This window comes from Sorangiineae bacterium MSr11367 (genome assembly GCA_037157805.1).
Taxonomy (GTDB): domain Bacteria; phylum Myxococcota_A; class Polyangia; order Polyangiales; family Polyangiaceae; genus Pendulispora; species Pendulispora rubella.
On record CP089983.1, the window covers coordinates 11,728,498 to 11,755,056 of the forward strand.

Below are 26,559 nucleotides of genomic sequence, written 5' to 3' on the forward strand. Positions count from 1 at the left end.
TTTCCTGCTGGCGCGAGAGTCAACCACGCGAGCCGAAAAGGCGCAAACGCCCATCTTCCTTCTTCCTCTTCACGCAGGCGGATAGGTAGACCATGCCCTGGGTCGAGGCCTCGTTACGCGGACAGAAAGTCATGGCGCGCACCAAGGAAGACGGTGCGTTCGATGTGCGAGAAGGTCGCGTGGAGATTCGTTACAAGCCGAGCGATGCACGCGCCTACCGCGCCTCGTTGGGCAACCTGACACGCATTCCGGGCGCACAATTGCTGCCCGACGACGCGTGCGTCTCCGGAGCGTACGTTCCCCTTCGCACGCCGAGTGCGCCGTCGCTCAAGGCGGCCGCCCCGGTCGCTCCCGCCACCACCGGCGATGGGCGGGCGTGGATCGCGTACACGGACGGCGCGTGCTCGGGCAACCCCGGACCGGCCGGTGCGGGTGTCGTGCTCATCACCCCGGACGGAAAAATTTCGGAGAGCTTCGAATCCCTGGGCGAGGGCACGAACAACGTGGCCGAGCTCACCGCCATCCTGCGCGCCCTCGAAGCGGTGCCCAGGACCGCGAGCGAAGTCATCATTCACACGGACAGCCAGTACGCCATCGGGGTGCTGACCAAGGGCTGGCGCCCCAAGGCGAACCAGCAGCTCATCGCGGACATCAAGCGCACGCTCGCGGAGCACAAAAACCCGCGCTTCGTCTATGTCCCCGGCCATGCCGGCGTTCCTCTCAACGAGCGCGCCGACCAACTCGCGCGCGAAGCCATCCGCACCGGCAGCACCCGCCCGCTGCCGTCCCTCTGAATCGCAAGACTCGCCCGTAAACGTGCCCATGTCCGTGCCCGTTCCCGACGGGACACGCCCACGGATCGGGGAGCGGGCAGGGGCACGGGCACGTTTACGGGGTGGAAGGTAGGGGGCTCCGTTGGTGTAGTCTGGACGGATGGGAACCATTTTTCGATCCGGCCTCTTCGATGGGCACGTCGCCATCGTGACGGGCGGTGGCAGTGGCATTGGCCTCGCCATCGCGACCGGACTGGGAGAACTGGGCGCCAAGGTCGCCATCCTGGGACGAAAGCCCGAACGCCTCGAGGGCGCGAAAAAAGAGCTCGAGCAGCGCGGTATCGCCGTGCACACCGAGGTGTGCGACATCCGTGAGGTCGAGCAGATCGCGAGCGCGGTCGAAGGCATCGGGGCGGCACTCGGGCCGGCGACCCTCCTGGTGAACAACGCCGGCGGGCAGTTCCCCACCACAGCCGAACAGGTGACCCCGCGCGGGTGGGAAGCGGTGGTTCGCAATAACCTCAACGGTACGTTCTTCATGACCCAAGCGGTGGCCACGAAGCACATGATCCCGGCACGCCGCGGGCGGATCGTGAACATCATCGCCAACGTCCGGCGCGGTTTTCCGGGCATGGTCCACACGGGCGCGGCGCGCGCGGGCGTGGAAAACATGACCAAAACGCTCGCGGTGGAGTGGGCGCAGCACAACATCCAGGTGAACGCGATCGCGCCGGGCGTCATCAAATCGAGCGGGACGGATCAATACCCGCCCGAGCTTCTCGAGTTGAGCCGTCTACGAACCCCCATGAAACGCCACGGCAGTCCGGAAGAAGTCGCAAACCTCACCGTCTACCTCGCGTCGGACGCCGCATCGTTCGTCACCGGCGAAACGTGGTACATCGACGGCGGGGCAAACCTCTGGGGCGACAACTGGACCATTCCCGACCCCGCGTGAGAAGCAATGGAGGAACTGCGAACGGAGCCGCGGACTGATCTCGACGATCGCACGGACATCTCCCTTCCACCTGATGCGGCGCTCCCGCTCATCGACTCGGACACCGATGAGGTGGGGGTGCTGCCCCAGCGCTCGTTCGTGCGCTCGGCCCGCACCTTTCTACGCGATTACTTCCTCGGCGAGGAGCCTACGGTGGGCGCCGCCCTGGTTCCATTTTGCTTTCTGTCGATTCTGCTCTTCACGCGGCATCCGCTCAAAACGAATTTCATCTTCGACGAGCAGGAAGCCATATTGGCCAATCCCTACGTGCGCAGCATCGCGGAGGCCAATTCGAAGTTGCACTGGCTCGATGCCTTTCGCCGCGATTTCTGGGGCCTCCCGTCCGATCGCAGCATCGGCTCGTACCGGCCCATTCCCGATTTGATCTGGCGCGCCCTCTGGGGACTCGGCGCCCGGGATCAGACGCCGTTTTTGCACCATTGGGTGAATGTCGTGCTCCACGCGCTCAATGGGGCGCTGCTCACGGTCATCGTCTCCAAGGTCACCAAGGATCGCGCGCTGGGGTGGCTGTCCGGGCTCGTCTTCGTGGGGTGCGCCGTGCTCACCGAGGCGGTGAGCGGCGTGGTGGGCATCGCCGACGTGCTGGGCGCGCTGGGCGTGCTGCTCGCCGTGGCGGCGCTCGCACTGCCCATGTACTGGATGGTGCCGGCCGTGTTCCTGGCCACGTTGTTCGGGCTCTTTTCCAAGGAGAGCGCGCTCTGCGCGGTGCCGCTGGTGCCCATTGCCGCGCTGTTCCTGTCGCGGTACGTGCACCCGGTGTCACCGCGCGCGGGGCTCCGCACGGTGCTCGCGGGGCTGGCCACGGCGGTGGCCTTCGTCCTGTACGTCGAGTCGCGGAGGCGCCTCTTCCCAGCGCCGCTCGCACCGGAGATCAGCGCCGCGGCCAATGCGCACAAGCCGTTCCTGCAGCGGACCTTCGCCGCGCTGCTCCGCTGGTATGCGCAGCCGATTCTGCCGCGCGATCCTCTGAACAATCCGCTCATCGAGGCAACGCCCCCGTACCGCATTGCGGCGGGATTGCGCATTTACGCCGATGGGCTTTCGCAAATCGTGTTTCCGCGAACGCTGTCGGGCGATTATTCGGCGCCGCAAGAGCCGATTCCACCGACGTTGGTATTCCCGGCCAGCGTCGCCGGCGCATTGGGGATGGTGGCCCCGGTGCTGGCGGCTCCGGTGATGGGCATCGTGGCGTGGCGGCGCGCGCGCAAGTGGCGCACGGAAACGGGCTACCTCGATTCGCCGCACATCGCGATGGTCATGGGGCAGAAGTCGGGCCTGCTCGCGCTGCTGGGCGTGGCGATGGTGTGGGTCGTCGTTTCGTATTTCCCCGTGTCCAATATTCCGATTTTGCTGCCGACGGTGCGTGCAGAGCGATTCTGGTATTTCCCCGCCCTTGGGACGAGCATCGCCGTCGCCGCGGTGTTCATCACCGTGGGGCGCAAGCTGCGGCGGACGCGCCTTGCCTGGGCGACGACCGCCGTGCTGCTGGTTTTCCTCGGTTTCCAGGCCTACGCCGCACGGATGCACGCGAACGATTACACGGACGATCTCGTGTTCTGGGACGCCACCCGCCACGCCGTTCCGCGGAGTGCGAAGGCGCACCTCAATTATTCCGTGATGCAGGGCGCGCGCGGCCGCCTGGAAGAACGCCGCTCCGCCAATGCGGTGGCGCTCGATCTGGCGCCCACGTGGCCGATGGCCAATGTCTATTTGGGCGACACTCTCTGCCGCATGCACCGAGCCGACGAGGCTTGGCCTTATTACAAGCGCGGCTTCGAGCTTTCCCCGAACGATCAGAATTTGATCGCTCTGGCGATTCAGTGCCTTTGGGACGAGAAAAAGCTGCAGAGTGAATCGTCGCTGGTCCGCAACGAGCTGGAAGATCTGGCGACGAAGCACCCCGGCACCTGGGTGGCCTACCTCGCACGCGACACCATCGACAACGGCGAGGGCCACGAAGGTGTCGATCCGCAATACCGCCCCCGCGGCTACAACCAAGGCCCCAAAGAAGAATAGGTCGCTAGCAGCTCATTCCCTCAAAGGGGTGATGGCCCATGCTTCCGGTGCCGACTCGAGTGCCGGGAGGCCTTTGCAGGCTTCGGCGCGGGCTCCGTCGCGAGGGTCTCCGGCGGGAACTCCACGGACACGGCAGGCGGCATGGCCTCCGCGGCGGGGGCGAAAGGGGCGGAAAGCACGGGGGGCGCGATGGACGCAATGGACGCGATGGGTGCGATGCGCGATTCACGTCCGATGCTGCCGCGGAGGAGAAGGACGACCAATGCGCTCAAACTGCACAGCGCGATGAGGGCCGCCGTTCGGAGGATCGTAGGAACGTAGACCCGCCGCGTGAGCGCGCTCCGAAGGTTTCCGCGCGCCAGCTGCACCGTTGCCTCGAACCGGAGCCGGCGGGACGAGAGGGCCTCGGGCGTCTGCAAGGGGAGCGCGCCCGGGTACAACGCCGTCATCGACTCGCGAACGTCGTCGGCGCCGACGCCGACGCCATAGCCCTGCGCCAGTCCCCTCTCGGGCATCCGCGTCGTGGGAGCGTCATCGAGGTATTGCGCCACCGGCGGAAACGAGTGCACGGGCATCGCGCGAAAGCGATTCGTCATGGCCACGCGCTAGTGCAACCGTCGCGCCAGTCACGCGGCTCGTCGCGAGCGTGACCTTTCGACGGCGTGGTCTCCCACGCCACTCGCGCATTTCCAGCCCAGATGTTCTCACCGCCCCAATCGCGTCGCTTTCGCTCGCCGGACATTCCGCACTCCAGGAGGTGTCCGCGATCCATCGCGATAGCGCCCGATCCATGTCATAGGCTGACGCGATTTGCGTCGTGGTGTGCGCTAGCCGACCTTGCGATGCCGCTCGTACAAATCGTCGCGCCAGGCGATGAGGTCCGCATAGTCGCGGGCGACGGCGTCCTCGGTCCAGACATCGCGAACGGCGGGCGCGAGACGCAGGAAAAGGTCCGACACGGGAAGGACGCCCTGGAGGAGCGTGGCCATGGCGATGTCGGCGTAGCTGAATTGGCCGAGCAGGTAACGCTTGTTGCCCTTCAGGCCGTCCCGCAAGGTATCGAGGGCGGCGCGCAGCTGCATGGCGTTGCTCCCGACCTCGTCGGAGCGCGTTTGGTACTTGCGCTGGAGGTGGCGCACGACCCACTTGGCGGTGGGGCGGAGCAGCGCGCGCGCCCACGCGGGAACGAAGGGGGGCGCCTGCGCGTCGAGGGACTTGGGGTTCTCGAGCATGCGCGCGAGCACGCGGGCACGAACGCCGCCCATGCCGCCGTCGGCCACTTGATTCCAATGGCGAACATCGCCCTCGAGCGACGACGGCACCAGCTTCTCACCGGCGCCCGTTCGATCGGCATACAGCGCGATCTCCCATGAATCGCCGTAGGCGCTGCCATCCGCGGCCAGAACCGGCACCGTGATGCGCTCCTTTTTCGCGCCCAGGAGACGCCTCAGTTGCCACTCGCCCAGCAAGGGAAGATGGCCCACCGTGGAGTAGCGCAGGCCGTGGTGATCGAGCGCCCAACGCGCCCGCTCGGACCACGGCGATTCATGGATGACGAAAAGGCGTCGCACGGCGGTCATCCTAGCGGAACGCGTTGCCCGCCGGGAGAGTCGCGCTTCTGCAGACTCGGTCGGTGGAGACGGGCTCGGCCGGCCCTGCTGCCCTCTGGGAACGACGTGGGCTGGCCGGCTTTGTGTTAGACAGCCTCCCAGGAGCACCTATGGCCAGCATCATCGACGTTTGCAGAATCTGCGGATCGACCGAGCTTCACGACGTCTTGTCCCTCGGGGACATGCCGCCCGTGAACAGCTTTTTACGCCGCGAGTCCGACGCTGCCGTCGAGAAGAAGTTTCCTCTCGCCATCGTATTCTGTCCGCAGTGCACGCATGTTCAAACCACGCACCTGCTCGATCCGAAGGACATCTTCGAGGATTACATCTACTTCTCCTCGATGTCGTCCAGCGTGGTGCGCCACGGCCACACACTCGCCGAGCGGTACGCAAAAGAGATCGCGCTCGCGGCGGGCGACTTGGTGGGAGAGCTGGCGAGCAACGACGGCTGCATCCTAAAACCCTTTCGCGATACGTGCCGCGTGTACGGCGTGGAGCCGGCGAAGAACATCGCGCAAGTGGCCAATGACGAGGGCGTCCCGACCTTGCCCGAGTTTTTCAACTCGAAGACCGCGCGCAAGGTGCGCGAGGAGCAGGGGCCCGCGCGGCTCATCATCGCACGCAACGTGGTGGCGCACGTGCCCGAGGTGGTGGACTTCATCCGCGGTGTCGCGCACTGGCTGACCGACGACGGCATCTTCCACGTGGAAGTTCCGTACGTCGTGGAGATGGCCGACAAGGTGGAGTTCGATACCATCTACCACGAGCATTTCAGCTATTTCTCCGTCGCCGCGCTCGACCGACTTTTCCGTGAGGCCGGGCTCGTGTTGTGGGACGTCGAGGATCTCGGCCTGCATGGTGGCTCGCTCATCGCCCGCGGCAAAAAGGCCGGCACGGAGCCCACGGCCAACGTGAAGCGCTACCTCGAAAAGGAGCGCGCCGAAGGCTACTCGACCATCGCACCACTGAGACGCTTCGCCGAGCGCACGCGCGCGCTGCAGACGCGCATCCCGGAGTACCTCTATTCGCTGAAGGCTGGCGGAAAGACCATCGCCGGCTACGGCGCCGCGGCCAAGGGAGTGGTGCTCTCCAACTACTGCAACGTCGGCAAAGACATCCTCGACTTCGTGGCCGACCGCAGCCCGTACAAGCAAGGCAAGTGGATGCCCGGAGTGCACCTTCCGGTGGTCTCGCCGGATCGCATCTTCGCGGCGAAACCCGATTACCTCTTCGTGATGGCGTGGAACTTCTTCGACGAGATCCGCGAGCAGCTCGCCCGCTACGAAACGGAGCTCGCCGGCAAATTCGTGCTTCCCGTTCCCGAGCCCCGCGTCGTCGCCACCGCCCCCGTTAGCGCAGCGAGGCCCGAGACGAAGAAGTAGTAATTCAAGCACATGAATCGGTTGAACAGATAAAAGCAGAACACGGCCAAGGTCGCCGCCAGCGCAAAGGCATACGGTGTACGCGGCGCCTTCCAGGCGGCGTACACCGAGCATGCGGCGGCCATCAGCATCCCAGGCGGAGTCTTCGTCTGGCCGATGCCGAAGTGCCGCGAGAGCCAGGCCATGGGGCTCAGCGCCATAGGGCGCGGCGGGTAGACGAGGAAGTGGTCGCTCAGCCAATACTTGAGCGCGTGAAAATCCCAGAGCATGAAGGGAACGAGCGGCGCGCCCGCGGCCGCAAACAACGTGACCCACTGGCGAAGGTCGAACTGGAGCAGGAAGGCCAGCGGGACGAACCAAATCATCGACTGCTTGCTGCTGATGGTCAGCCCCACGAAGATGGCGGCGAGGTAGCGGCGGCCGCGCACGTGCGCGAGCACCGCCAGTGCGACGAACATCAGCGGGTAAATGTCGTTCCACGCGCTCTCGAGAAAAAAGTACGTCTTGGGCGCGAAGCAAATGAGAAACGCCGGGGCGTCCTCCAAGAGCGGCGGAGCGTTCGGCGTGCGTTGCCGCACGATGCCCCGCATCGCCACGGCGGTGATGCAGAATGCGACGAGCATGCCCCAGCGCACGTCCCCGCCGAGCAGCAGCGCCGCGGCGCTGAGGAAGCCCGGCGTGGGCGGATAGATGAACGCAATCAGCGGATTGCCCGGTCGGCTCTGATCCTCGATGTGGACGTTCTCGATCAGGTACGGATTCTTCCCGTCCAGAATCGCGCGCGCGCCCTCCGTGTGGCACCAGAACATGTCCACCGCCGGGTTCGGCGACAGGTGCAGCACGCTGATGCCCGCCACGAGAAACATCGCGAGAAAGATCGTGAACCGAACCGTGTTCCAGGTCTTGGGATCGCGCTTGCCCGTCCAAATGCCCGGCACGTAGCTCAGGAGCAGCGCAATCTGCCCCATTTGAACGATGCGGATCAACGTGGGCTCGGCCTGCCCGTGGATCAAAAGACGGCGATCGCCCGCCGTCGCTGCGCAAAATACGATGAAGGCCGCCGTCAGCACCAAAAGCGGCACGCGCAGAGCATCGTCGCCGTATGGCCGATGGGCGCCGAACAGTTTCCAATAAAGGACAGCCAAAAGTCCCAGGCTGAGCATCACCATGAAAAGCGCCGGCTCGGCCAGCGGTCCATCGTAAATGCCCGCGGTCATCAGGTTGACGATCCCGATGACGTAGGTGAAGCCGAAAAGAAAGACGGTCTCGCGCGGTCCGGTGGGAAGGGCAGCCTCACTCATCGGGGTTCTTCCAGGTGCACCACGGCGCGCGGCCGCCCGCCCAGAGGTCGTTGAGCATGTTGTATTCGCGCATGGTGTCCATCGGCTGCCAAAAGCCGTCGTGCGCGTAGGCCATCAATTCGCCATCTCGCGCAAGTCGCTGCATGGGCTCGCGTTCGAGAATCGTGCCCGGGCCGCCGTCGAGGTACGTCCAAATGCGGCGCGCATCGCAGACGAAAAAGCCAGCGTTGATGAAGCCTTCGCTGGCCTGCGGCTTTTCATTGAACTCGCGCACGCTGCCACCATCGAGCACCATCTCGCCAAAGCGTCCCGGCGGCCGCGCCGCGGTGACCGTACAGACCCTGCCGTGCTGCCGGTGAAACGCGACCAGCTTTTCGATATCGATATCGCTCACGCCGTCGCCGTAGGTGAGAAGAAAGAGTTCCTCCTTATCGAGGTAGCGCCGCACCGCCTCGACACGCCCGCCCGTCATCGTGTGCTCGCCCGTTTCGGCGAGGGTCACGTTCCACGACTCCGACGCGTGCCGCCCGTGAAACTGGAGCCCATCGCTCCGCTCGCCGAGGTGGACGGTGAGGTCCGTCGTCATCGCACGGTAATTGAGGAAGAACTCTTTGATGAGCCAGCCCTTGTATCCCAAGCAAAGAACGAAGTCGTTCACACCATGGGCCGCGTAGCTCTTCATGATGTGCCAAACGATGGGCTTCCCGCCGATGGGAAGCATCGGCTTGGGCAGGACCTCGCTCGCCTCGCGAATCCGTGTTCCCTGCCCGCCGCAAAGAATGACCGCTTTCATGATTACGCACTTCTTACGCCAGGTCGGGTTGGAGGTACAGCTGCCGTCTTTTCCGCCCTTACGGTACGCGTGCCCGAGACGCCGCTACGGACTCAGCCTGGGGGTGTGGCGTGTCATGCTAAGTCATCGAAGAATGAACGCGGCACGTGTCTTGGTCATCGGGGCCTCCGGCCTGGTCGGAAGCGCCTTCGTGCGTCGGGCTCGAGCGCGCGGACTCGACGTCATCGGCAGCGCACGACGGGTATTCGGTGAAGCCACCGTTGCGTTGGATTTGCAAGACCCGCCCGCGTTGGAGCGCGTCCTCAACGAAACGGCGCCCGACATCGTGGTGATTGGCTCGGCCTGGCCACACGTGGACGGATGCGAAGAAGATCCCGCGCGCAGCCAACGCGAGAACGTCGATACGGTACGAAACGTCGTGGAGCTCGTCGACGCGAAGCGCGCGCTGAGCAACACGCGAATCGTGTTCTATTCGACGGACCACGTTTTCGACGGCGCGAAACCTGGCGCGCGTTACGTGGAGAGCGATCCCCCGAATCCACCGAGCGTGTATGCGCGTCACAAGAGAGCCGCCGAAGAGTTGTTGCTCGCTCGGGAGAACGCACTCATCGTACGCACCGCCTGGGTTTTCGGTGCGGAGCTGCGACGGAAGAACTTCGTTTATCGCGTCATCGATCTCGCGAACACTGGTCGTCCCCTCGAAGTGCCGCGGGGCCAAGCTGGATGTCCCACCTGGAGCGATTGGCTATGTGAATCGACGCTGAGCCTTCTCGGGCGTGGCATGACGGGCGTCGTGCATCTCGCGGGAAGGAGAGCTCTCACGAAGGCGGAATGGGCCGAGGCGATCGTGACCAACTTGGGCCTACCGGCACTCCATGTCGAGGAAGTGGACGCTGCAAAAGCTGGCCAAATCGCACCACGGCCCGAGCGCGTCGACCTCGTCAGTGAGCGCTGCACGTTGGAGCAGGAGCCCGTGGAGCAGATCCTTCGTCGCGAACGCGAACGGCTCCTGGGGCCCGCTTAGAGCGTCGGATAACTGCGATCTTTGACGGAGACGATAGGCCCCGGAATGGGCCACTCGATACCGAGTCCCGGATCGTCGTATCGGATTCCGCGAGCGCTCTCCGGTGCGAAGAACTCACTCATTTGATAAAAGACGAGGGAATCATCCAGCAATGTCTGAAACCCGTGGGCAAACCCCTCGGGGACGTACAAGCCACGCCACGTGGCGCCCGTGCCTCGAAGCTCGACGGCGATCCATTGGCGGTAGGTCGGTGACCCGGCACGAAGATCGACGATAACGTCGTGGATAGCGCCCGAAACGCAGGTGACGAGTTTCGCTTCTTCGTGCGGGGCGGCTTGAAAGTGCATGCCCCGGAGGGTGCCGCGTTTGGCGTTTTGGGAGAGATTGCACTGGGTGAGGCGGGGGTTCAAACCGTGTGCCTCGAACTCCCGCGCGCACCAGGTGCGCGCAAAAAAACCACGCTCGTCCTCCAGCCGCTCGAGTTCGATGAGGTAGGCGCCGTGAAGCGAAAGCGGAACGAATTTCATGGTGGCGCATCCCCGAAACAAGGCGAACTTGGCGGAAAGTAAGCCATCGTTCGGTACCCGCAGTGTAGTAGGTTCAGCGCGAGCATGGGCGCGCAAAGTGTTGAGGACGTCGAAAAGATCGCGAACTCGAAGCCAGATGCCGCGGCTGGCCCCCTGGCTACCGATTCGCAGGCTCCCCGGCGGGTGACCATCGTCTGCCCCGTGTTCAACGAGGAGACGACGGTGCCGCTTTTCTACGATCGGTTGTCAGCGGCCATTGCTCTCATGAGCGACCGAGTGCGGTTCGAGCTGCTCTTCGTCAACAACCGATCCACCGATGGCACCCTCGCGGAGATTCATAAGATTCAAGCGCGCGATCCGCGCGTGGGCGTCATCACATTGAGTCGCAATTTCGGTTATCAAGCGTCGATCACGGCCGGGATGCGCACCGCGCGCGGGGACGCCATCGTCAACATCGACGTCGATTGTGAGGACCCGCCGGAGATGATCCCTCGCTTCATCGAAAGGTGGCTCGACGGCGCCGATGTCGCGTACGGAATCCGGGAGAAACGCGAAGAGTTCTTCCTCATGCACCTCGCGCGCAAGCTCTTCTATCGCGGCACGCGCATGGTGGCCGATCACGAAATCGTGCTCGATATGGCGGAATTCTTCCTGGTGGACAAGCGAGTCCGTGATTTCGTGCTCGCCACGAAGTCGACGTTTCCCTTCGTCCGCGGCCAAGTCGGTTACGTCGGTTTTCGCCGAGAAGGAATCCCGTACAAGCGGCAGCGGCGCATCAGCGGAACGACGCACTACAATCTCGTGTCGGCGACGCGTTTCGGAGTCGGGGGCATTCTCTCGTCGTCCACGATGCCGCTGCGCGTGCTCGGTTACGTGGGGGTCGTCGGGTTCCTCCTCGATTGCCTCGGGGCCATTGCGCTGCTGGTCGGAGGCGACACCCTCGAGGTGCGGACCATGGTCCGCGTCTTGTTTGCCTTCATGGCGCTGCACGCTGGCTGGCTCGTCCTAGCCGCGGGCACGCTGGGCATCTACCTCGCGCGCGTCTACAAGGATACGATCGAATTGCCTCTCTATGTCGTCGACGAGAAGTTGTCGTCGCTGCCCTTGGAATCAAGGCAGTGAGCGCCTTTCAGCCGAGCACGTACTGACGTATTTGCTCGGCCGTGAGGTTCCGAAGCTCGTCACGCCCCGCCCCGCGGTGCCATGCGGCGTACCACGACGCCGTCGCCTGCACGGTTTGCGGAAAGGCCCATCGGGGACGCCAGCCAAGGCGTGCGTGCGCCTTTTCGATGCTCAAACGCAGCAGCTTGGCCTCGTGCAGTTCGCCGGGGCGATGGCCGTCCTTCCACTCGCCCTCTCCGAACGAGTGGATGAAGGACTCCACCAGGGCGGCCACCGTTCGCGTATCGCCCGTCTCGGGGCCGAAGTTCCACGCTTGGCAGATCCGGGAGCGCTCCTCCGCCGAGCCGGTGCAAAGGCGTGCGCCGAGCAGCAAATAGCCGCCGAGCGGTTCGAGAACATGCTGCCAGGGCCGGACGGATCGAGGGTTGCGCACGAACACGGGCTGCTTGGCACTCAAGGCACGCAAGACGTCCGGCACGATGCGGTCCTTGGCAAAGTCGCCGCCTCCAATGACGTTTCCGGCACGCGCGGACGCCAACCACACGCCCTCGGTGCCGGCGGCAATGGCTGGCTCGAAGAACGAGCGGCGCCAACTGGATACGACCAGTTCGGCGGCGCCTTTGCTCATCGAGTAGACGTCGTGACCGCCCATCGGCTCGTCTTCGCGATAGCCGTAGTCCCACTCCTGGTTCTCGTAACACTTGTCGCTCGTCACGACGACGACGGCAGCGTTCGACTTCTCTTGGCGCAAGGCTTCGAGAAGGTGCGCCGTCCCCATCACGTTGGTCGCCAGCGTCTCGAGCGGACGCTCGTAGCTCTCACGGACGAGTGCTTGCGCAGCAAGGTGAAAGACGATCTCCGGCTCCGCGTCGCGCACGCAAGCTCGAACGGCGTCGGCATCGCGCACGTCTCCGATCACGTGCCGATGGCAGCGTTCCTCGAGTGCCAGCACGTCGAACATCGAGGGCTCCGTCCCCGGTGCGAGTGCGAAGCCGGTAACCTGGGCGCCGAGCTCTCGGAGCCACGATGTGAGCCAACTGCCTTTGAAGCCCGTGTGGCCGGTGACCAGTACGCGCCGGCCGCGGTACGTGCGCTCGAGCTCTTCGCCGGTGGGAACGTTGGTTTGCGATGGGTCGAGCATGGCCATGTGCTCCACGGTGCCTCGCTGGAGCTCCACACTTCTTACGCCAGGTCGGGCGGGAAGGTACAGCGGGCGGAAAAATTCGCAACAGGCGCCATTTCGTGGTCGAGTAACCTTAGTATGAGGGGCTTGTATTCGCGGCGTGCCGCCGTTGCTTATGCATGCGTTTTTTCCACTCTGGCGGTAGCCACCACGCACGCGGGTTGTTCGCCGGATTCGGGGGGTGAGGCCGACGCCGGCCCCGATCGCGGCGGCGGGATCATCCCACCACCGGCACCCGCGGACGCCGGGTCCTGCGACCTGACCAAGCCGTTCGGCGATCCCGCCATCATTCCCAGCGTGAACCTCCCCGATGCGGAGTCAGGGACCCTCTCGGCGGACGAACGGACCTTCTACAACATGGTTAAAAAGGACGGCTGGTGGCACATCTACGCCTCCAAGCGCCAAAACGTGGACGGCGAGTTCGGTCCACCCCAGCTCTTTGAAGGGATCCGCCCCAAAGCCAACTTGCCCGAGGACTTCGACCCATTCCTCAGCTTCGACGGCACCGAGTTCTTTTTCAGCTCGATTCGCACCGACAGCGGGCCGGGAACCCCCGGCCACTTCGACATCATGGTTGCGAGGCGTCTCTCGCCAGACGTCCCATTCGACGAGCCGATCGGCGTGGGCAAGATCAACACGACAGGTATCGAGCGCGCCCCGGCCCCCGTCGCCAACAACAGCGTTCTCTACTTCTCGTCACAGGCGGGGGAGAACGCCCCGGCGCGCATCTACAAATCCGCACGATGGGGGGCGGATTTCGGCGCCTCGGAGGTCGTCGACCTCGGCCCCACCCCAACCGATAGCTCCCCGCTTCCCGATCAGAGCGATCTCACACTCTTTTTCTCCTCCACGCGCCCCGGCGGTCAAAAAGACGACATCTGGGTGGCCCGCCGCCAGAGCGTCACGGAGAAGTTCGAGCCCCCGACGAACACCGCCGACGTGGCTGCACTCAACAGTGCGTGGAACGATGCCCCTCGCTGGCTCAGCGCCGACGGGTGCCGCATCTACCTCGCAAGCGATCGTCCCATCCCCAACGGTGCGGAGGCCGGGAAGTTCAGAATGTACGTCGCCAAGAGGCCTAAGTAGAGACGGCGGAGAGCCACTCGGCCTCGGCGCGGAGGCCCTCGGCCAAGGTGACCTTCGGGGCGAAGCCGAGGAGGGTGCGCGCGCGGGTCGTGTCGGCCCACGTGTGGTTCACATCGCCGAGTTGCTTGTTGCCGTGTTCGATGTTCAGCGGGCCCACGACCTCGCCGAGCGTCGCGAGCACCTGGTTCATGGTGACGCGGGAGCCACCGCCGATGTTGAACACGCCGCCCTCGGTCGCGTTCATCGCGGCGATGTTGGCCTCGACCACGTCACCCACGAAGGTGAAGTCGCGGGTCTGCTCGCCGTCGCCGAAGAGCGGGATTTTCTCCCCGCGCCGGGCCGCGACGATGAACTTGTGAAACGCCATGTCGGGCCGCTGGCGCGGGCCATACACGGTGAAGTAGCGCAGCGACGTCGTGGGGATGCCGTGGTTCATGCGATAGAGCTCGCACAGGTGCTCGGCCGCGAGCTTCGTCACGCCGTACGGTGAAAACGGCCGCGTGACGCTCGATTCGCGCATGGGCAGCTCGTCGATGTTGCCATAGACCGACGACGACGACGCATACACCACGCGTCGCACGGGACTGCCACGCCGCGACTTCGCGGCCTCGAGCAGGCGCTGCGTGGCAAGCACGTTGTCGCGAAGGTACGCGTCGAAGGTGCGTCCCCAGCTCGCCCGCACACCGGGCTGCGCCGCTTGGTGGAAGATGACCTCGGCCCCATCGAGCACGGGCTCGAGATCCGCCGTGCCGAGATCCACCTCCGAGAGAGAAAAACGCGGCTCGTCGCGCAGTCGCTCGAGGTTCTTCTCCTTCGCCGCGCGCGGGTAGTAGTCGGTGAATCGGTCGATGCCGACGACGTCGTGGCCAAGCGCCACGAGCCTCTCGGACAAGTGCGATCCCACGAACCCTGCTGCTCCAGTGACGACGATACGCATCTTCGCGCAAGCCTACTCGGGCCGCCGTCGAAGCGAAAGCCGTGCTACGCGGCCGATGCCCGCGGGGATCGTTCCGATGAAGTCAGTGAGCGGCCATGTTAGGTTCACGCCCGCTCGGAACATGCGAAGCTCGACATTTCTTCCTCAGCCCCTGCCCTCGACCATCGATTCGACTAAGGTTTTGCCCGCCTCATGAAGTCGAGTTCGACAGACACCACGTCCCCCACCCCGGCGAGCCTTCGCATTGGCCGCGCCATGAGCGCGTTTCGCGCGCGGCTTGCGCATCGCGATGGACGCATCCAGCTGGCGACCTGGCTCATCATGGTGCTCGGCATCGGGATCGCCGTCTGGCGCCTCGTGGGACCGATGTTCGAGAACACGCGCGCCTATGGCCTGCACGATTGGGAAGCGCACCTGGCCTACCGCGCCATCGTTCCCATCTCGTTGCGCTATTTCGAGGGGCCCTGGTGGCATCCGTGGTTCTGCGGGGGTGCGCCGGCCTGGGGATACTCCGAGTCCGCCCCCTCGCTGGTGTCCCCGTATCTCCCGGCGTACCTCGCGTTGCCCATCCAAGTTGCCGCGAGGGTCGAGGTCCTCGGTCAAACGTGCCTCGCGTTCGGTGCGTGCTACCTGCTGGCGGGGCGCTTCACGCGATCCGTCGCCGTGCGCGCGTTGGTCGGCGTCCTCTACAGCCTCAATGGCCGCTGGGCCTTGCAAGCGACGACCGGCCATACGTGGCATTTGCAGTACGCCGTTCTGCCGCTCGCGTTGTACTTCTTCGACACCGCACTCGAAGAGGGGAAACTCCGCAGGGCCATTTATGCGGGGCTCTGCCTGTCGTGCACCATCTATTGGGGCGGCGTCTACCCCGCACCTCATATCGCGCTCATCTTGAGCTTGTACGCCATGGGGATGGCCCTGGCGCGGCTCCAGCTGCGGCCGCTGCTCGCCCTCGTCATCGTGGGAACCACGGCGTTTGGCTTTTCCGCGCCCAAGCTTCTTCCCGTGGCCGACTTCATGTCGCGGTATCCGCGGACGACGACCACCGGCGTGTGGGAGTCGACGAACATCAAGCAAACATGGGAATACCTCACCAACCATAACCAATCTTGGACGAGCTTTCCCTTCAATACGCCCACGTGGGCGTGGCACGAATACGGTTTCTACATCGGATATGCCGGGGTGGCGGTCATTGCGCTCGGCGCGCTCTTGGGCCTCGAGCGGCGGGCCATCGTGCTCAAGATCATCGGGGTGTTCCTCTTTGGTTGTGCGTTCGGCGGATTCCACGATTGGGCACCGTGGACCTTGCTCCACCATATGCCCGTCTTTTCGTCGCAAAGGGTTCCATCCCGTTTCATGGAGCCGGCCGTTCTTCTGCTTGGCGTTGCCTTCGCGTCGTTCGCCGGGCGCCGGTTCGATCCGCTCCTTGCGCGCCGCCCCTGGCTCGATCTCGTGCTTCTCGTCCCCATCGTCGTCGTGGCCTTGGACATCACGGGCGTGGGCGCGAAGTCGACGACCGGCTCGTTTTCGAAGCTGATGATCGATGTCCAACCCCCCAGCTCGACGTTCTACCAAGCGAGAAAGCCACATGGTCGGTACGTCCCCAATGATTGGGACAGCTCGGTGCTCATCGCCATGCGTGAAAATACGGGCACGGTGGACTGCTATGGCATCGGCGACATCGACAAAGGGGCCATGGCGAAGGGTACGCCGGGATACAAAGGCGAGGCGTTCTTCCGCGGAAGTGCGTCGGCCGTCGTGACGGAGTGGTCACCAAATCACGCGGTGGTCGAATACGATCACGCGAAGGCCGGCGACATGCTCTTTTACAACATGAATTGGGACTCCAGCTGGAAAGCCAATGGCGTTCCGGTGCGCGACGTCGATCACCTGGTGGCCGCGCCCGTGCCGCAAGAGCATGGGCGCATGGTTTTCCGCTATTATCCGCGCACCCTCAATCTGGGTCTCGCATTGCTTCTCCTCACCGTCCTCGCGTGTTGGTGGCGGCCCATTTGGGGAGCCATCTCGCGATGGAGGAGCATGGCCGGCAAACGCCCCGCGCAGGACCATGGCGGAGCGCCGGCGCAGAGCCCATCGCCCTAGCGAAGCATTAGGACGCGCGCGGGCGGTACACGGCGACTCCGCAATACGGATCCTCGCTGATCGTGCGGAATCGCTCGAACCCGCGATCGCGCAGCAGCGACTCCACCTCGCCCTCGGAGGCGATCCACTTGTGCCACTCGACGACGACGGACGACGTGCGCGCGAGCAGGTCGCCGCAGGTGCCGAGGACTTCGCGCTCGAAGCCTTCCACGTCGATCTTGAGAACGTCCACCCGCTGGTCGCCGGCGTGCTCTTTCCAGGCGCGGGCCACATCGACGGTGGGCACGGTCACCTCTTTGATGGCCCCCTTCGACGGCACATCGGGGTTGAGCACCGGCTGGGCCGAGCACGATACGTTCGACGGATTCAAATAGAACGTCGCCTCTTTGACGTCGCTGGGATACCCGACGATGCCCCAGAGAGCCTTCACGTTGGCAAAGCGATTGTGATCGATGTGCCACTGGGTCTCGTCGGTCATCGCGCGATTGCCATCGACCGCGATGCCCACGAGATCGCGACGCCCGGTGAGTTCGGCGGCGAAAATCGGGAAATAGCCGACGTTCGACCCGAGGTCGACGAACGACCTGACGTCGAGGCCTTCGAAGGCTTCACGGTAGATTCGGCGTCGAAAGATCTCGTCGGCCATGAGGAAGCTTTCCAAATAGCGGACGCGGTACTCCGCACCCGAGTTGGGAAGCCGCCGCTTGATGGGCCGGACCTTCAGCGCCACGCTCGTCACTTCCTGCAGACGAAACGTGCGGATCGCGCGGTGAACCTCGGGGCGTGCTGCAAGACGGCTGAGCCACGTAGGTTTCTCGTTCTTCGGGACGCCGAGCATGGGTCGTCTGTAGCACAATCACTGCTCGAAGAAGTCGATGCGTTGGCATGGGAAGTAGCTCTTCCCATGCCGCGCTTTAGTGAACGGTTGGCAGATCGCTATCGAGATCGTTCGACGATTGCACGAAGGCCATCAGTGACCGCACCTTCGCCATGACGTCGTCCACGGATACCGTTTGGGCAGGCACGTTGAGCACCGTTTCGGCGGGCCGCCCCGCAAATACGTCTTTCCCATTGTACACGGTGAACATGGGGATGCAGTACAGCGAGGGCGCCACCACCTCGACGCGCGACGCCAGCGGCGCGAAGAGCGTCGGTGTGTCGCCGAAAAATAGGCCGACGATGGGCGTATCGGTCAAACACGCGAGGTGCATGGGACCGCTGTCGTTGGTGACGAACAACGTCGTGATCGAAAAAAGCGCGGCGAGCTCCCGCAACGTCAGCTTCCCCGCCAGCGAGACGACGCGATCGCCATGGGCATGCGCGCGCACCCGGCCCACGTAGGACGCTTCGGACTTTGCACCAATGAGAACCACGTGCGCCTGGGGGTTTTCGGCCAGGATCCGATCGACCAATTCGCCGTAGCGCTCTTCGGGCCACTTTCGCACCTCCGGCGCGAGGTCGACCGAGGAATTCGGATTCAGCACGATGACGTCCCCGTCGACGCCATTCTCCCGCAGGATGGTCCGCACGCGCTCCAAGTCCTGCGGGCGTATTTCGATGTTCGGGTACTTGTACCGCTTTCGAAATGCGTCGAACCCCACATAATAAAGATCGCCCGTCCGAAGCAGGTAAACCAACGAAAGGAAGATGTCTTTCGTGTGGAAATAGTGATTGTAGGAACCGGGCACGTCGAGCAACGTCCGGCGCCAATGTTCCTGCGTGAGGTAGTACCCGGCGCTCAGTTTGATGCCCGCCAGGTTGGCGAGCACCAGCGGGAACTTGGCAAAGAATTCCAAATCGAGCGCGAGATCCACCTTCTCGCGGCGCAACTTGGCCGCAACCTCGAGCGTCGAGGCCACGAACGACGGCAAGTTCGAGGTGTCGATGAAGAGCGCGCGATCGGCAATGTTCAGAATGTCGAGGATCTCTTTGTTCGACTTGAACGTGACGAAGAGGATCTCCGCCTCGGGAAAGCTCTCGCGCAGCGCCACGAGCGCGGGGGACGAAACAATGACCGAGCCGAACCCGAAGAACTTCATCACGGCGATCTTCTTGAACTCTTGGGGCGCGCCGCCCTTCGTGCGCTCCAGAACGGAGAGAAGCCGCTTCTTGAGCGCGAACGCGTTGCAGGCCAGATTGCCCGCTTTGTCGTCGATCCACCGCATCACACTGACGTTGAACATGGGCTCCTCGGGATACCGGTTACGCTGAAAATTAGCCCAAAACCCTCTGAAGCTCGTGGGCGAAAACGGTGGCCGTCCCCTTCTTCCCAACGGCGATTCCGGCCGCTTGATTGGCGACCGCCACGGCGACGTCGAGGGGAACGCCGGCGGCCAGGGCCAGCCCCAGGGTGCTCACCACCGTGTCCCCCGCGCCGGTCACATCGAAGACCTCCCGCGCCGTGGCCGGCAGATGGAGGGGAGCCTTGTCCGGCACGATGAGGGTCATCCCGCGGGCCCCGCGTGTGGCCAGAACCGCGCCGCCTCCGAGCGATGCGAGCAGAGACCGCCCGGCGGCCACGACATCGTCGTCGGTGTTCGCAGCGATACCCGTCGCCGCCTCCAGCTCGTTCAGGTTGGGGGTCACGACGGTGGCTCCGCGGTACGCCTTGAAATCGCGCCGCTTGGGGTCGACGACGACCGGCTTGCCGCCCGCAGCCTGGATGACCGCGTTGCACAAGGCGGGGGAGACGACACCCTTGTTGTAGTCGGAGATGATGCACGCGTCGTGATCCGCCATGGCCCGAACGCACCGGGCGACCAGCTCCCCGTGAACGGACTCCGCGAGGGGTTCGCGGGATTCGTGATCGATGCGCACGACTTGTTGCCCGCGCGCGATGATGCGCATCTTGTGCGTGGTCGGCCGCGACGCATCGGGCACGATCGCCGCGAGGTCCACGGAGCCCGCACGGAGTTCCCGCTGCAAGATGTCGCCTTCGCGATCCGCGCCGACGATCCCCGCGAGCGCGGGCCGCCCACCGAGGCTTCCCACGTTGGCCGCGGCATTCGCGGCACCGCCGGGGCGGTGGGTTCGGCCGGTCACCTCGAGCACGGGAACGGGGGCTTCCGGCGAGATGCGCAGCACCTCGCCGTCCACGAACTCATCGAGCATGAGATCCCCGATGACGAGCACACGACGCCCCAAGAGCTTGGCCAGATCGACGATCATCCGTTTCTCCCACCGATACCACGCGACCGAGCGCGCACCCACGCCAGGGCCTCCACCCACGTCCCGAGCTGGAACGAGGCACAGCCCGCAGCCTCCCCGGCGGCGACGTCGCTCGCCTTGTCCCCGACGAGGAGCGACGCGGCCAGGTCGAATTGGTGTTCGCGGGCCGCATCGACGATCAATCCCGGACGCGGCTTTCGGCAGATGCAGCCGTCGTCCGGGCCGTGCGTGCAATAGTACGCGCCGTCGAGCACGACGCCTTCCGCCGCGAGAAGGTCGACCATGCGGCTGTGCACGGATGCGAGTTGCTCCGGCGTGATGATTCCGCGTGCCACGCCCGATTGATTGCTGACCACGATGAGGGCATAGCCGAGATCGCGCGCCTCCTTCATCGCGGCGATGGCCCCGTCCAAGAGCTGCACGCTCCGCGGATCGCGCGGGTAGCCCGTATCGACGATCACCGTCCCGTCGCGGTCGAGAAAAAGCGCTCTACGAGCCATCGATCAGACGAGCAAGGGTGTCGGTCGAGGAGCGGCCCGGGACGAGGGGCAGAAATTCCACGCGCCCGCCGTACGCGGCGACGGTGGCGGCCTCCGGAATGGGGGCGCCGTTCGGAGGTGCGTAGTCGGCGCCCTTGCAATGGACATCCGGTTGAACGAGCGACAGAACGTGCTCCGGGGTCGCTTCGTCGAAGACGAGAACATGGTCGACGAGTTCGAGCGCGGCGAGCACCTCGACGCGCTCCGCCACGGGAAACACGGGCCGGGCATGGGCCTTTGCCGCCTTGGCGACGCGAATGGCCTCGTCGGAATTGACGCCCACGACCAGCACCGTCCCGAACTTTCGCGCGGCACGCAGGGATTCGAGGTGACCGATGTGAAAGACGTCGAAGTTCCCGTTCGTCCAAACGACGGTGTGACCTTCCGCGCGCCAGATGCGGCGAAGCTCGATCAGCTCCGCCAAGTCGACCTCCTTGGCGGAACGCGACACCTTCGGACGGGAACGGACCTTCGCAGCCTCGCGCGGCGACGGGTCGATGTGCGCTTCGAGCGCCGCGCAGAGGATGTGGCCGATGGTGATGTGCACTTCCTGAATGCGCGCCGTATCGTTCGACGGGACGACGAGGCAGGCATCGCAAAGCTCCGGCATCACCCCGCCTTTGCGGCCGGTCAGCCCGATGACGTGCAGGCCCTTCTCCCGTGCCGCCTGAATGGCCGCCAGGACGTTCGGCGAGGTGCCGCTGGTGGAGATCGCAATGGCCACATCGCCCGCCTGCCCGAGGCCGCGAACCTGCCGCGCGAAGATTTGCTCGAATCCGTAGTCGTTGCCGATGGCCGTGAGCGCGGACGTATCCACCGTGAGCGCGATGGCCGGCAGGGACTGGCGATCCTTGACGAAGCGCCCCACGAGCTCGGCGGCGATGTGTTGCGCATCCGCGGCGCTGCCGCCATTGCCGAACACCAGCACCTTCTTTCCGTCCGCGAGGGCCCCCAGAAAGATGCGCGCGGCCTTGAGCAACTCGTCCGCGTGCGATTCGAAAAATGCACGACGCAGACGCGCTCCCTCCTGCAGCGCGTGCGCAGCGAGCGCTTTCACCAGGGCGTCGTCGGTCTCGGGAGCTAGCTGAGGCATGTGGGTTGGCCAGTCTAAAGTGCCTGCCCGCGGCTGTCGAATCCCGACGGGCCGCCAGGCTTAGCCGGAGCCGCGGCCATCAAGGGGTCGTCGCGGGCTCCCGTGCCGTCGCTGGAGTTGCCAGGTCGACCACGAGGACGCCGTTCTCGTTGAAGAGAACGCGGCGAGTCGCCGCAAGCTCGTCGTTGACCCGAAAGGTGTCAAGGTAAAAGGGCGCCGCAATGCGCCAGATAAGTTCGGCCCCCACCTTTTGCCTCTCCCACGTATCGCGCCGATAAAGCGACTTCGACGCCTTCGCTCCGACGAATGCGTAATAGCGAATCCCCTGATTCAGCAAATACGTGGCCGCCGCATCGGGACCGCTCCCGAGGGGCATGCCGGGCGGCGGACTCACCGCACCGGGGAGGTCCACCAGGTAAATCGTATTGCGATGAAAATCCAAAAAATAGGGTTCATCGAGCATGGCCAGCAGCTTCTCGCCCGCAGGGACGGCATTCTGCAGCCGGCCGTACATCGGATCCCGAGGATCGGTCAGCGGTAACGAGAGCGAGATACGAATGGTGTCCAGGTATTGGCCGAACACGTTCTTCATCCAGTCTCGCGTGTCGTGAATTTGAAGAACCGATGCCGTAAGCACGAGCCCGGCGGCAATGAGCGCACGGGAATCGCTGCGGCGAACGCTCGCCGCCAAGGCCGCGGTCGCGACCAACCCCGTCGCGAGAACGCACGCAACCAGCGATGCAAAGTAGTACCGGCCGATGTTCGGCGGATCGGAGAGGGGGAAACCGCGCACGATGGCAAAGAACCCCAGGGCCCCCGCCACGAAGAGCGATTTGATTCCTTTGCGCGGCGATGCGTCGGGCACGACGAGGGCCGCCAGAAGGAAGAATGGCAACGTCCGTATCGGTTCGTTGTACGTCGCATTACTCCAAAGAAACTTCAGCTGGGTGAGCTTGTCCTGCCCCGAGCCGAATGCACCGTACTCGGAGTGATAATTGCCCGGCAGGATCGGAAACAGAAACGTGCGGCTGGAGCGATACGACAGCACGAGCCACGGCAGCAGAAATGCCAAGGTAAGGCCCGCGCACACGAAGGCTTCTCGGAACTCGCTCCACCGGAGGGCGCCCGCTCGAATCGCTCCCCGAACCGAAAACGCGAGGTACGTCGCAACGAGAAATACGCCGCACGTCAGAATGTAATTCTGGCGAAGGGTGCATGCCGCCGCGCACACCAGCGCCAAGGGCAAAGCCGTTGCGACCCCCGGGCGGGTCGCCCGACGATCCACCGTGCGAAACATCGCAAGAAACAAGACCGCGCCGGTCATCTCGCTCGCCGTGTTGATTCGCGTAACCGGCAGCGACGCGAGCACGATCAAAAGCGGCAGTATGAGGAACGGTGCATGACGAATACGCTCCCGCGCATAGCCCAACACGAGGCCCGCCAGCAGAATGGGCGCGAGCCCCATGTCGATCAAATGCAGGCCTTGCTCGTCCCCCACCGCGAGCACGAAGGCATGGAGATAGGATTGCCCCCCGTACGCGCTCAAGCGGCGAAGGCTGAAAGGATCGACCAGGGAGCCGCCGTCGATGAGCGTGCGCGCCAATGCAAAATAGGAAACATTGTCGTCATTGAGATTGAACGACGCATGGACCGGCGACATACAATATTGAATGGCGAGCAATCCCCAAATGGGAAGCAACGCCACGGCGTAGGCGCTCCGGTACTTCAGCCAGCGGCCCATACTTCTCGGGTGAACGGGGATTCGAGCCCCGTGCTTCGTGAGGTCGACCATGAAGCACACCAGCCCGATGCCGACCCACCCGACCAGGACTCCGCGCGATACCAGGGACAAAAGCGCCAAAAGGCCGCCGGCGACGATCGACAGCGCCATTCCCCAGGCCGCACGCAGCCCCCAGTCGGCACTTCGCCCGCGCACGACGAGGCGATCGAGGGCGGCCCCCCAACCCGCGAACGAAAGCGCGATCAGCAGGCCCCACACGATGAGCCCGGCAAACCGGTGCGACGAGCGTTGAAGAAGCGCGACACCGACGTACGCGACCAGAATGAAGAGGTCTATCGGCGCTACGGCAATCCGTCGCACGCGCTTGCGATGCAGCCATAATTTGGAAGCGATGTCGCCGCGGAACTTTGCAAGGAGCATGGGATCGCCAGTCGAGGAAGGCACGTAGCAGCAAATGACCGCGCAACCCGAGAAGAAACGACGTAAAACAGGCGCCATGCGTTTCTTCGTCATTGGCGGGGCCGGCTTCATCGGCAGTCATTTGGTCGACCGGCTCGTGGAGCGTGGATCGGTCACGGTTTTCGACAACCTCACCATTGGAAAACAGGCGTTCATCGAAGGTCCGCTGGCCAGTGGCAAGGCCACGCTGGTGCAGGGCGATGCGCTCGATCTCGATGCGCTGACCCGCAGCATGGCCGGGCACGACGTCGTGTTTCATCTGGCCGCGAATCCCGAGGCGCGCTGGGGCCTCGAGCGCACGCGGCTCGACCTCGAGCAGGGCACCATTGCCACCTACAACGCGCTGGAGGCGGCGCGCCTCGCGGGCGTGGCCAAGTTCGTCTTCTCCTCGAGCGGCACCGTTTACGGCAACACGGCAGCGGCCTGTGGCGAGACCGACCTGGGCAACCTTCCCATTTCTCTCTACGGCGCGAGCAAGTTCGCCGGAGAATCGCTGCTCGCGGCCTACGTGGAGTGCTTCAAGCTGCGCGGCTACATCTTGCGCTTCGGCAACGTCGTCGGCCCCCGCGGCACGCATGGCGCGATTCTCGACTTCTGCAAGAAGCTGCGCGAACACCCGGAGTACCTCGACGTGCTCGGCGACGGGCGCCAGGCCAAGCCGTATCTCCATGTGACGGATTGCGCGGCCGGCATTCTTCACGTGCTGGATCACGGGCCCGACCCGCTCAACGTCTACAACCTGGCCCCGCCGGATTGGACGAGCGTCGCCCGCATCGCCGAACTCTGCGTCGCCGCCTCGCCGAATCCCGCAGCGCGCATCGAATTCGGCGGCGGAAAGCAAGGCTGGCCGGGCGACGTCCCCGTCTCGCGCATCAACCCGGAGAAGCTCGCATCCCTCGGATTCCGCGTGCGACACACCTCCGACGCGGCCGTCGAATTGAGTGTGAAACAGGTCGCTGCGGAAGTCTTTGGATGAGCACCGCCGGCGCGCAAGCGGTCATCTTGGCGGGCGGCCTGGCCACGCGCATGCGCCCGTTCACCCTGAAAACGCCGAAGGCGATGCTCGACGTGGCAGGGCGCCCGTTCATCGATTGGCAGCTCGAGAAGCTCGCGTCGTGCGGCTATGGCGATGTGATTCTGTGCATCGCCCACCTGGGCGATGCCATCCGCGACCACGTCGGCGATGGGGCCCGTTTCGGATTGACCGTGCGCTACGCCGACGAAGGGCCGAACTTGCTCGGTACGCTGGGGGCGATTCGGAACGCGCTCGATCTTTTGGCGCCCGCGTTCCTGGTCACCTACGGCGACAGCTACCTGCCCTTCGACTACGCCGCCCCGCTCCGCGTCCTCGAGGCGCACGAGGACTGCGACGGCGTAATGAGCGTCTACAAGAACGAAGGCCAGTGGGATGCTTCGAACGTCGTCACCGATGGAACGTGGGTAGCGCGCTACCAAAAGGGCGTGAGCGATCCGGCGTTCGATCACATCGATTACGGGGCTATCGCATTGCGTCGAACCGTGGTGGCGGCAACGGCACCGGGTGCACGCGCCGATCTGGCCGTTCTCCAAGAGGAGCTCGCCCGGCAGAAGCGTTTACGAGCCTATCCAGCTGGGGTAAGGTTCTTCGAAATCGGCTCGCCCGAAGGGTTGGCCACCTTGACCGACCACCTTCAGTTGAAGAATACGCCATGATTGTTTCGCGTGCGCCGGTTCGTTTTTCCCTTGGCGGCGGGGGATCCGATCTTCCCAGCTACGCGTCGCAGCACGGTGGCTTCCTCGTGGCCGCGGCCATCGACAAGCACATCTTCGTCGCCATCAATAGCCGCTTTTACGACACCATCCGTCTCGCGTATTCGCACACTGAAATCGTCGACCGCGTCGATCAGATCCAGCATCGCTTGTTCCGCGAGGCCCTTCGCTTCACCGGCATTTCGCGCGGGGTGGAGCTCGTGAGCATCGCCGACTTGCCCGCCAACTCCGGCCTCGGCTCCTCCAGCTCCTTCACCGTGGCCCTGCTCAACGCGCTCCACGCGTACAAAGGCGAATTCGTCTCCAGCGAACAATTGGCCCGCGAGGCGTGCCACATCGAGATGGATATCCTCAAGGAGCCCATCGGGAAGCAGGATCAGTACATCTCCGCGTACGGCGGGGTGACCGCCTTCACCTTCGAGAAGGACGGCGCCGTGCACGTGGAGCGGCTGCCGGTGAAGCTCGAGGTGCTCGACGAGCTCGAACGCAACCTGCTCGTCTTTTACTCGGGTGTGGAGCGCGCGGCGTCCGACGTGCTCGTGCAGCAGCGCGAGGTCATCAAGAAGAACGAGGACAGCGCCGTCCAACGCATGCACCGCATCAAGGAGCTCGGCTACGAGACCAAGCGCCTGCTGCTCGAGGGCGACGTGGATCGCTACGGCGACCTGCTCCACGAGCATTGGACGAACAAGCGCAAACTCGCCGCCAAAATGACCGATCCGACGATCGACGAACATTACGAGGCCGCGCGCAAAGCCGGTGCTCTGGGCGGAAAGCTCATTGGCGCGGGCGGCGGTGGCTTCTTCATGTTTTACGCGCGGCCGGGCGATCGCCGGGCCGTCTCCGACGCGCTGGTTCGCCGCGGCCTCAAACCGCTCCGCTTTCGTTTCGATTTCGACGGCGCGCGCATCGTTGCGAACTTCCACCGCTCGTGACAT

At 64.4% G+C, this 26,559-nt stretch carries 24 protein-coding genes and 1 pseudogene; 11 read left to right on the plus strand and 14 right to left on the minus strand.

What is annotated here, in order from left to right:
* The first annotated feature begins 92 nt into the window (after nucleotides 1-92).
* The 3 genes from LVJ94_45605 (at nucleotide 93) to LVJ94_45615 (ending at nucleotide 3,804) form a co-directional block, all read left to right on the plus strand.
* Complete coding sequence (locus LVJ94_45605; GenBank protein WXB04171.1) at nucleotides 93-794, plus strand: ribonuclease HI; 702 nt, start codon at nucleotides 93-95, stop codon at nucleotides 792-794.
* A gap of 139 nt (nucleotides 795-933) precedes the next feature.
* Complete coding sequence (locus LVJ94_45610; protein ID WXB04172.1) at nucleotides 934-1,728, plus strand: SDR family oxidoreductase; 795 nt, start codon at nucleotides 934-936, stop codon at nucleotides 1,726-1,728.
* A 6-nt stretch (nucleotides 1,729-1,734) separates the two neighbouring features.
* Nucleotides 1,735-3,804 (plus strand): tetratricopeptide repeat protein, encoded by a 2,070-nt coding sequence (locus LVJ94_45615; protein ID WXB04173.1) that lies wholly within the window; start codon nucleotides 1,735-1,737, stop codon nucleotides 3,802-3,804.
* Nucleotides 3,805-3,824: 20 nt separating this feature from the next.
* On the opposite strand, the gene LVJ94_45620 is transcribed toward LVJ94_45615, so the two are convergent.
* Nucleotides 3,825-4,400 (minus strand): hypothetical protein, encoded by a 576-nt coding sequence (locus LVJ94_45620; protein WXB04174.1) that lies wholly within the window; start codon nucleotides 4,398-4,400, stop codon nucleotides 3,825-3,827.
* Between the two features lie 231 nt (nucleotides 4,401-4,631).
* Nucleotides 4,632-5,375 carry a glutathione S-transferase N-terminal domain-containing protein gene (locus LVJ94_45625; protein ID WXB04175.1) on the minus strand — a complete coding sequence of 248 codons (744 nt, stop codon included), beginning with the start codon at nucleotides 5,373-5,375 and terminating at the stop codon, nucleotides 4,632-4,634.
* 149 nt (nucleotides 5,376-5,524) lie between these two features.
* Between LVJ94_45625 and LVJ94_45630 the strand changes: the two genes are divergently transcribed.
* Nucleotides 5,525-6,796 carry a class I SAM-dependent methyltransferase gene (locus tag LVJ94_45630; GenBank protein WXB04176.1) on the plus strand — a complete coding sequence of 424 codons (1,272 nt, stop codon included), beginning with the start codon at nucleotides 5,525-5,527 and terminating at the stop codon, nucleotides 6,794-6,796.
* Here the strand turns inward: LVJ94_45630 and LVJ94_45635 are convergent.
* Together LVJ94_45635 and rfbF are read right to left on the minus strand one after the other, a co-directional pair.
* Nucleotides 6,694-8,097, minus strand: coding sequence for a DUF2029 domain-containing protein (locus LVJ94_45635; GenBank protein WXB04177.1), 1,404 nt, complete (start codon nucleotides 8,095-8,097; stop codon nucleotides 6,694-6,696). The genes LVJ94_45630 and LVJ94_45635 overlap by 103 nt on opposite strands.
* Complete coding sequence (gene rfbF, locus LVJ94_45640) at nucleotides 8,090-8,890, minus strand: glucose-1-phosphate cytidylyltransferase (protein WXB04178.1); 801 nt, start codon at nucleotides 8,888-8,890, stop codon at nucleotides 8,090-8,092. The genes LVJ94_45635 and rfbF overlap by 8 nt, the downstream gene beginning before the upstream one ends.
* Before the next feature lie 133 nt (nucleotides 8,891-9,023).
* On the opposite strand from rfbF, the gene LVJ94_45645 reads away from it, so the two are divergent.
* On the plus strand, nucleotides 9,024-9,914 hold the full coding sequence (locus tag LVJ94_45645; GenBank protein ID WXB04179.1) for an SDR family oxidoreductase: 891 nt from the start codon (nucleotides 9,024-9,026) through the stop codon (nucleotides 9,912-9,914).
* On the opposite strand, the gene rfbC is transcribed toward LVJ94_45645, so the two are convergent.
* Nucleotides 9,911-10,441 carry a dTDP-4-dehydrorhamnose 3,5-epimerase gene (rfbC, locus tag LVJ94_45650; GenBank protein WXB04180.1) on the minus strand — a complete coding sequence of 177 codons (531 nt, stop codon included), beginning with the start codon at nucleotides 10,439-10,441 and terminating at the stop codon, nucleotides 9,911-9,913. The genes LVJ94_45645 and rfbC overlap by 4 nt on opposite strands.
* A gap of 183 nt (nucleotides 10,442-10,624) precedes the next feature.
* On the opposite strand from rfbC, the gene LVJ94_45655 reads away from it, so the two are divergent.
* Nucleotides 10,625-11,563, plus strand: a complete 939-nt coding sequence (locus tag LVJ94_45655; protein ID WXB04181.1) for a glycosyltransferase family 2 protein — start codon at nucleotides 10,625-10,627, stop codon at nucleotides 11,561-11,563.
* A gap of 7 nt (nucleotides 11,564-11,570) precedes the next feature.
* Here LVJ94_45655 and rfbG read toward each other — a convergent pair whose 3' ends face one another.
* Nucleotides 11,571-12,740, minus strand: a complete 1,170-nt coding sequence (rfbG, locus tag LVJ94_45660) for a CDP-glucose 4,6-dehydratase (protein ID WXB04182.1) — start codon at nucleotides 12,738-12,740, stop codon at nucleotides 11,571-11,573.
* An 84-nt stretch (nucleotides 12,741-12,824) separates the two neighbouring features.
* Here rfbG and LVJ94_45665 point away from each other — a divergent pair, with 84 nt between their 5' ends.
* Complete coding sequence (locus LVJ94_45665) at nucleotides 12,825-13,832, plus strand: hypothetical protein (protein WXB04183.1); 1,008 nt, start codon at nucleotides 12,825-12,827, stop codon at nucleotides 13,830-13,832.
* Here the strand turns inward: LVJ94_45665 and LVJ94_45670 are convergent.
* Complete coding sequence (locus LVJ94_45670) at nucleotides 13,825-14,769, minus strand: NAD-dependent epimerase/dehydratase family protein (GenBank protein ID WXB04184.1); 945 nt, start codon at nucleotides 14,767-14,769, stop codon at nucleotides 13,825-13,827. The genes LVJ94_45665 and LVJ94_45670 overlap by 8 nt on opposite strands.
* A gap of 192 nt (nucleotides 14,770-14,961) precedes the next feature.
* Between LVJ94_45670 and LVJ94_45675 the strand changes: the two genes are divergently transcribed.
* On the plus strand, nucleotides 14,962-16,872 hold the full coding sequence (locus LVJ94_45675) for a hypothetical protein (GenBank protein WXB04185.1): 1,911 nt from the start codon (nucleotides 14,962-14,964) through the stop codon (nucleotides 16,870-16,872).
* A gap of 7 nt (nucleotides 16,873-16,879) precedes the next feature.
* Here the strand turns inward: LVJ94_45675 and LVJ94_45680 are convergent, their stop codons facing one another.
* The 7 genes and pseudogenes from LVJ94_45680 to LVJ94_45710 all read right to left on the minus strand — a co-directional run bounded on the left by LVJ94_45680 (nucleotide 16,880) and on the right by LVJ94_45710 (nucleotide 23,833).
* Complete coding sequence (locus LVJ94_45680) at nucleotides 16,880-17,710, minus strand: FkbM family methyltransferase (GenBank protein ID WXB04186.1); 831 nt, start codon at nucleotides 17,708-17,710, stop codon at nucleotides 16,880-16,882.
* Between the two features lie 76 nt (nucleotides 17,711-17,786).
* Nucleotides 17,787-19,055, minus strand: a complete 1,269-nt coding sequence (locus tag LVJ94_45685) for a glycosyltransferase family 9 protein (GenBank protein ID WXB04187.1) — start codon at nucleotides 19,053-19,055, stop codon at nucleotides 17,787-17,789.
* A gap of 31 nt (nucleotides 19,056-19,086) precedes the next feature.
* On the minus strand, nucleotides 19,087-20,040 hold the full coding sequence (gene rfaE1, locus LVJ94_45690; GenBank protein WXB04188.1) for a D-glycero-beta-D-manno-heptose-7-phosphate kinase: 954 nt from the start codon (nucleotides 20,038-20,040) through the stop codon (nucleotides 19,087-19,089).
* A complete protein-coding gene (locus LVJ94_45695) occupies nucleotides 20,037-20,540 on the minus strand; it encodes an HAD family hydrolase (protein WXB04189.1) in 504 nt (167 codons plus the stop codon). The genes rfaE1 and LVJ94_45695 overlap by 4 nt, the downstream gene beginning before the upstream one ends.
* Nucleotides 20,530-21,030: an adenylyltransferase/cytidyltransferase family protein gene (locus tag LVJ94_45700; protein WXB10807.1), complete on the minus strand. Its 501-nt coding sequence runs from the start codon at nucleotides 21,028-21,030 to the stop codon at nucleotides 20,530-20,532. The genes LVJ94_45695 and LVJ94_45700 overlap by 11 nt, the downstream gene beginning before the upstream one ends.
* A gap of 54 nt (nucleotides 21,031-21,084) precedes the next feature.
* Nucleotides 21,085-21,672: pseudogene (locus tag LVJ94_45705) on the minus strand (D-sedoheptulose 7-phosphate isomerase).
* Between the two features lie 79 nt (nucleotides 21,673-21,751).
* The gene (locus LVJ94_45710; GenBank protein ID WXB04190.1) at nucleotides 21,752-23,833 is read right to left on the minus strand and encodes a hypothetical protein; all 2,082 of its coding nucleotides are present in this window, start codon (nucleotides 23,831-23,833) and stop codon (nucleotides 21,752-21,754) included.
* Nucleotides 23,834-23,909: 76 nt separating this feature from the next.
* Here LVJ94_45710 and LVJ94_45715 point away from each other — a divergent pair, with 76 nt between their 5' ends.
* Genes LVJ94_45715 through LVJ94_45725 form a run of 3 tightly spaced genes read left to right on the plus strand, consistent with a single transcriptional unit; the run spans nucleotide 23,910 to nucleotide 26,556 of the window.
* Nucleotides 23,910-24,848 (plus strand): NAD-dependent epimerase/dehydratase family protein, encoded by a 939-nt coding sequence (locus LVJ94_45715; GenBank protein WXB04191.1) that lies wholly within the window; start codon nucleotides 23,910-23,912, stop codon nucleotides 24,846-24,848.
* Nucleotides 24,845-25,564 carry an NTP transferase domain-containing protein gene (locus LVJ94_45720; GenBank protein WXB04192.1) on the plus strand — a complete coding sequence of 240 codons (720 nt, stop codon included), beginning with the start codon at nucleotides 24,845-24,847 and terminating at the stop codon, nucleotides 25,562-25,564. Before LVJ94_45715 ends, LVJ94_45720 begins: the two co-directional genes overlap by 4 nt.
* On the plus strand, nucleotides 25,561-26,556 hold the full coding sequence (locus LVJ94_45725) for a sugar kinase (protein ID WXB04193.1): 996 nt from the start codon (nucleotides 25,561-25,563) through the stop codon (nucleotides 26,554-26,556). Before LVJ94_45720 ends, LVJ94_45725 begins: the two co-directional genes overlap by 4 nt.
* Nucleotides 26,557-26,559 lie beyond the last annotated feature (3 nt).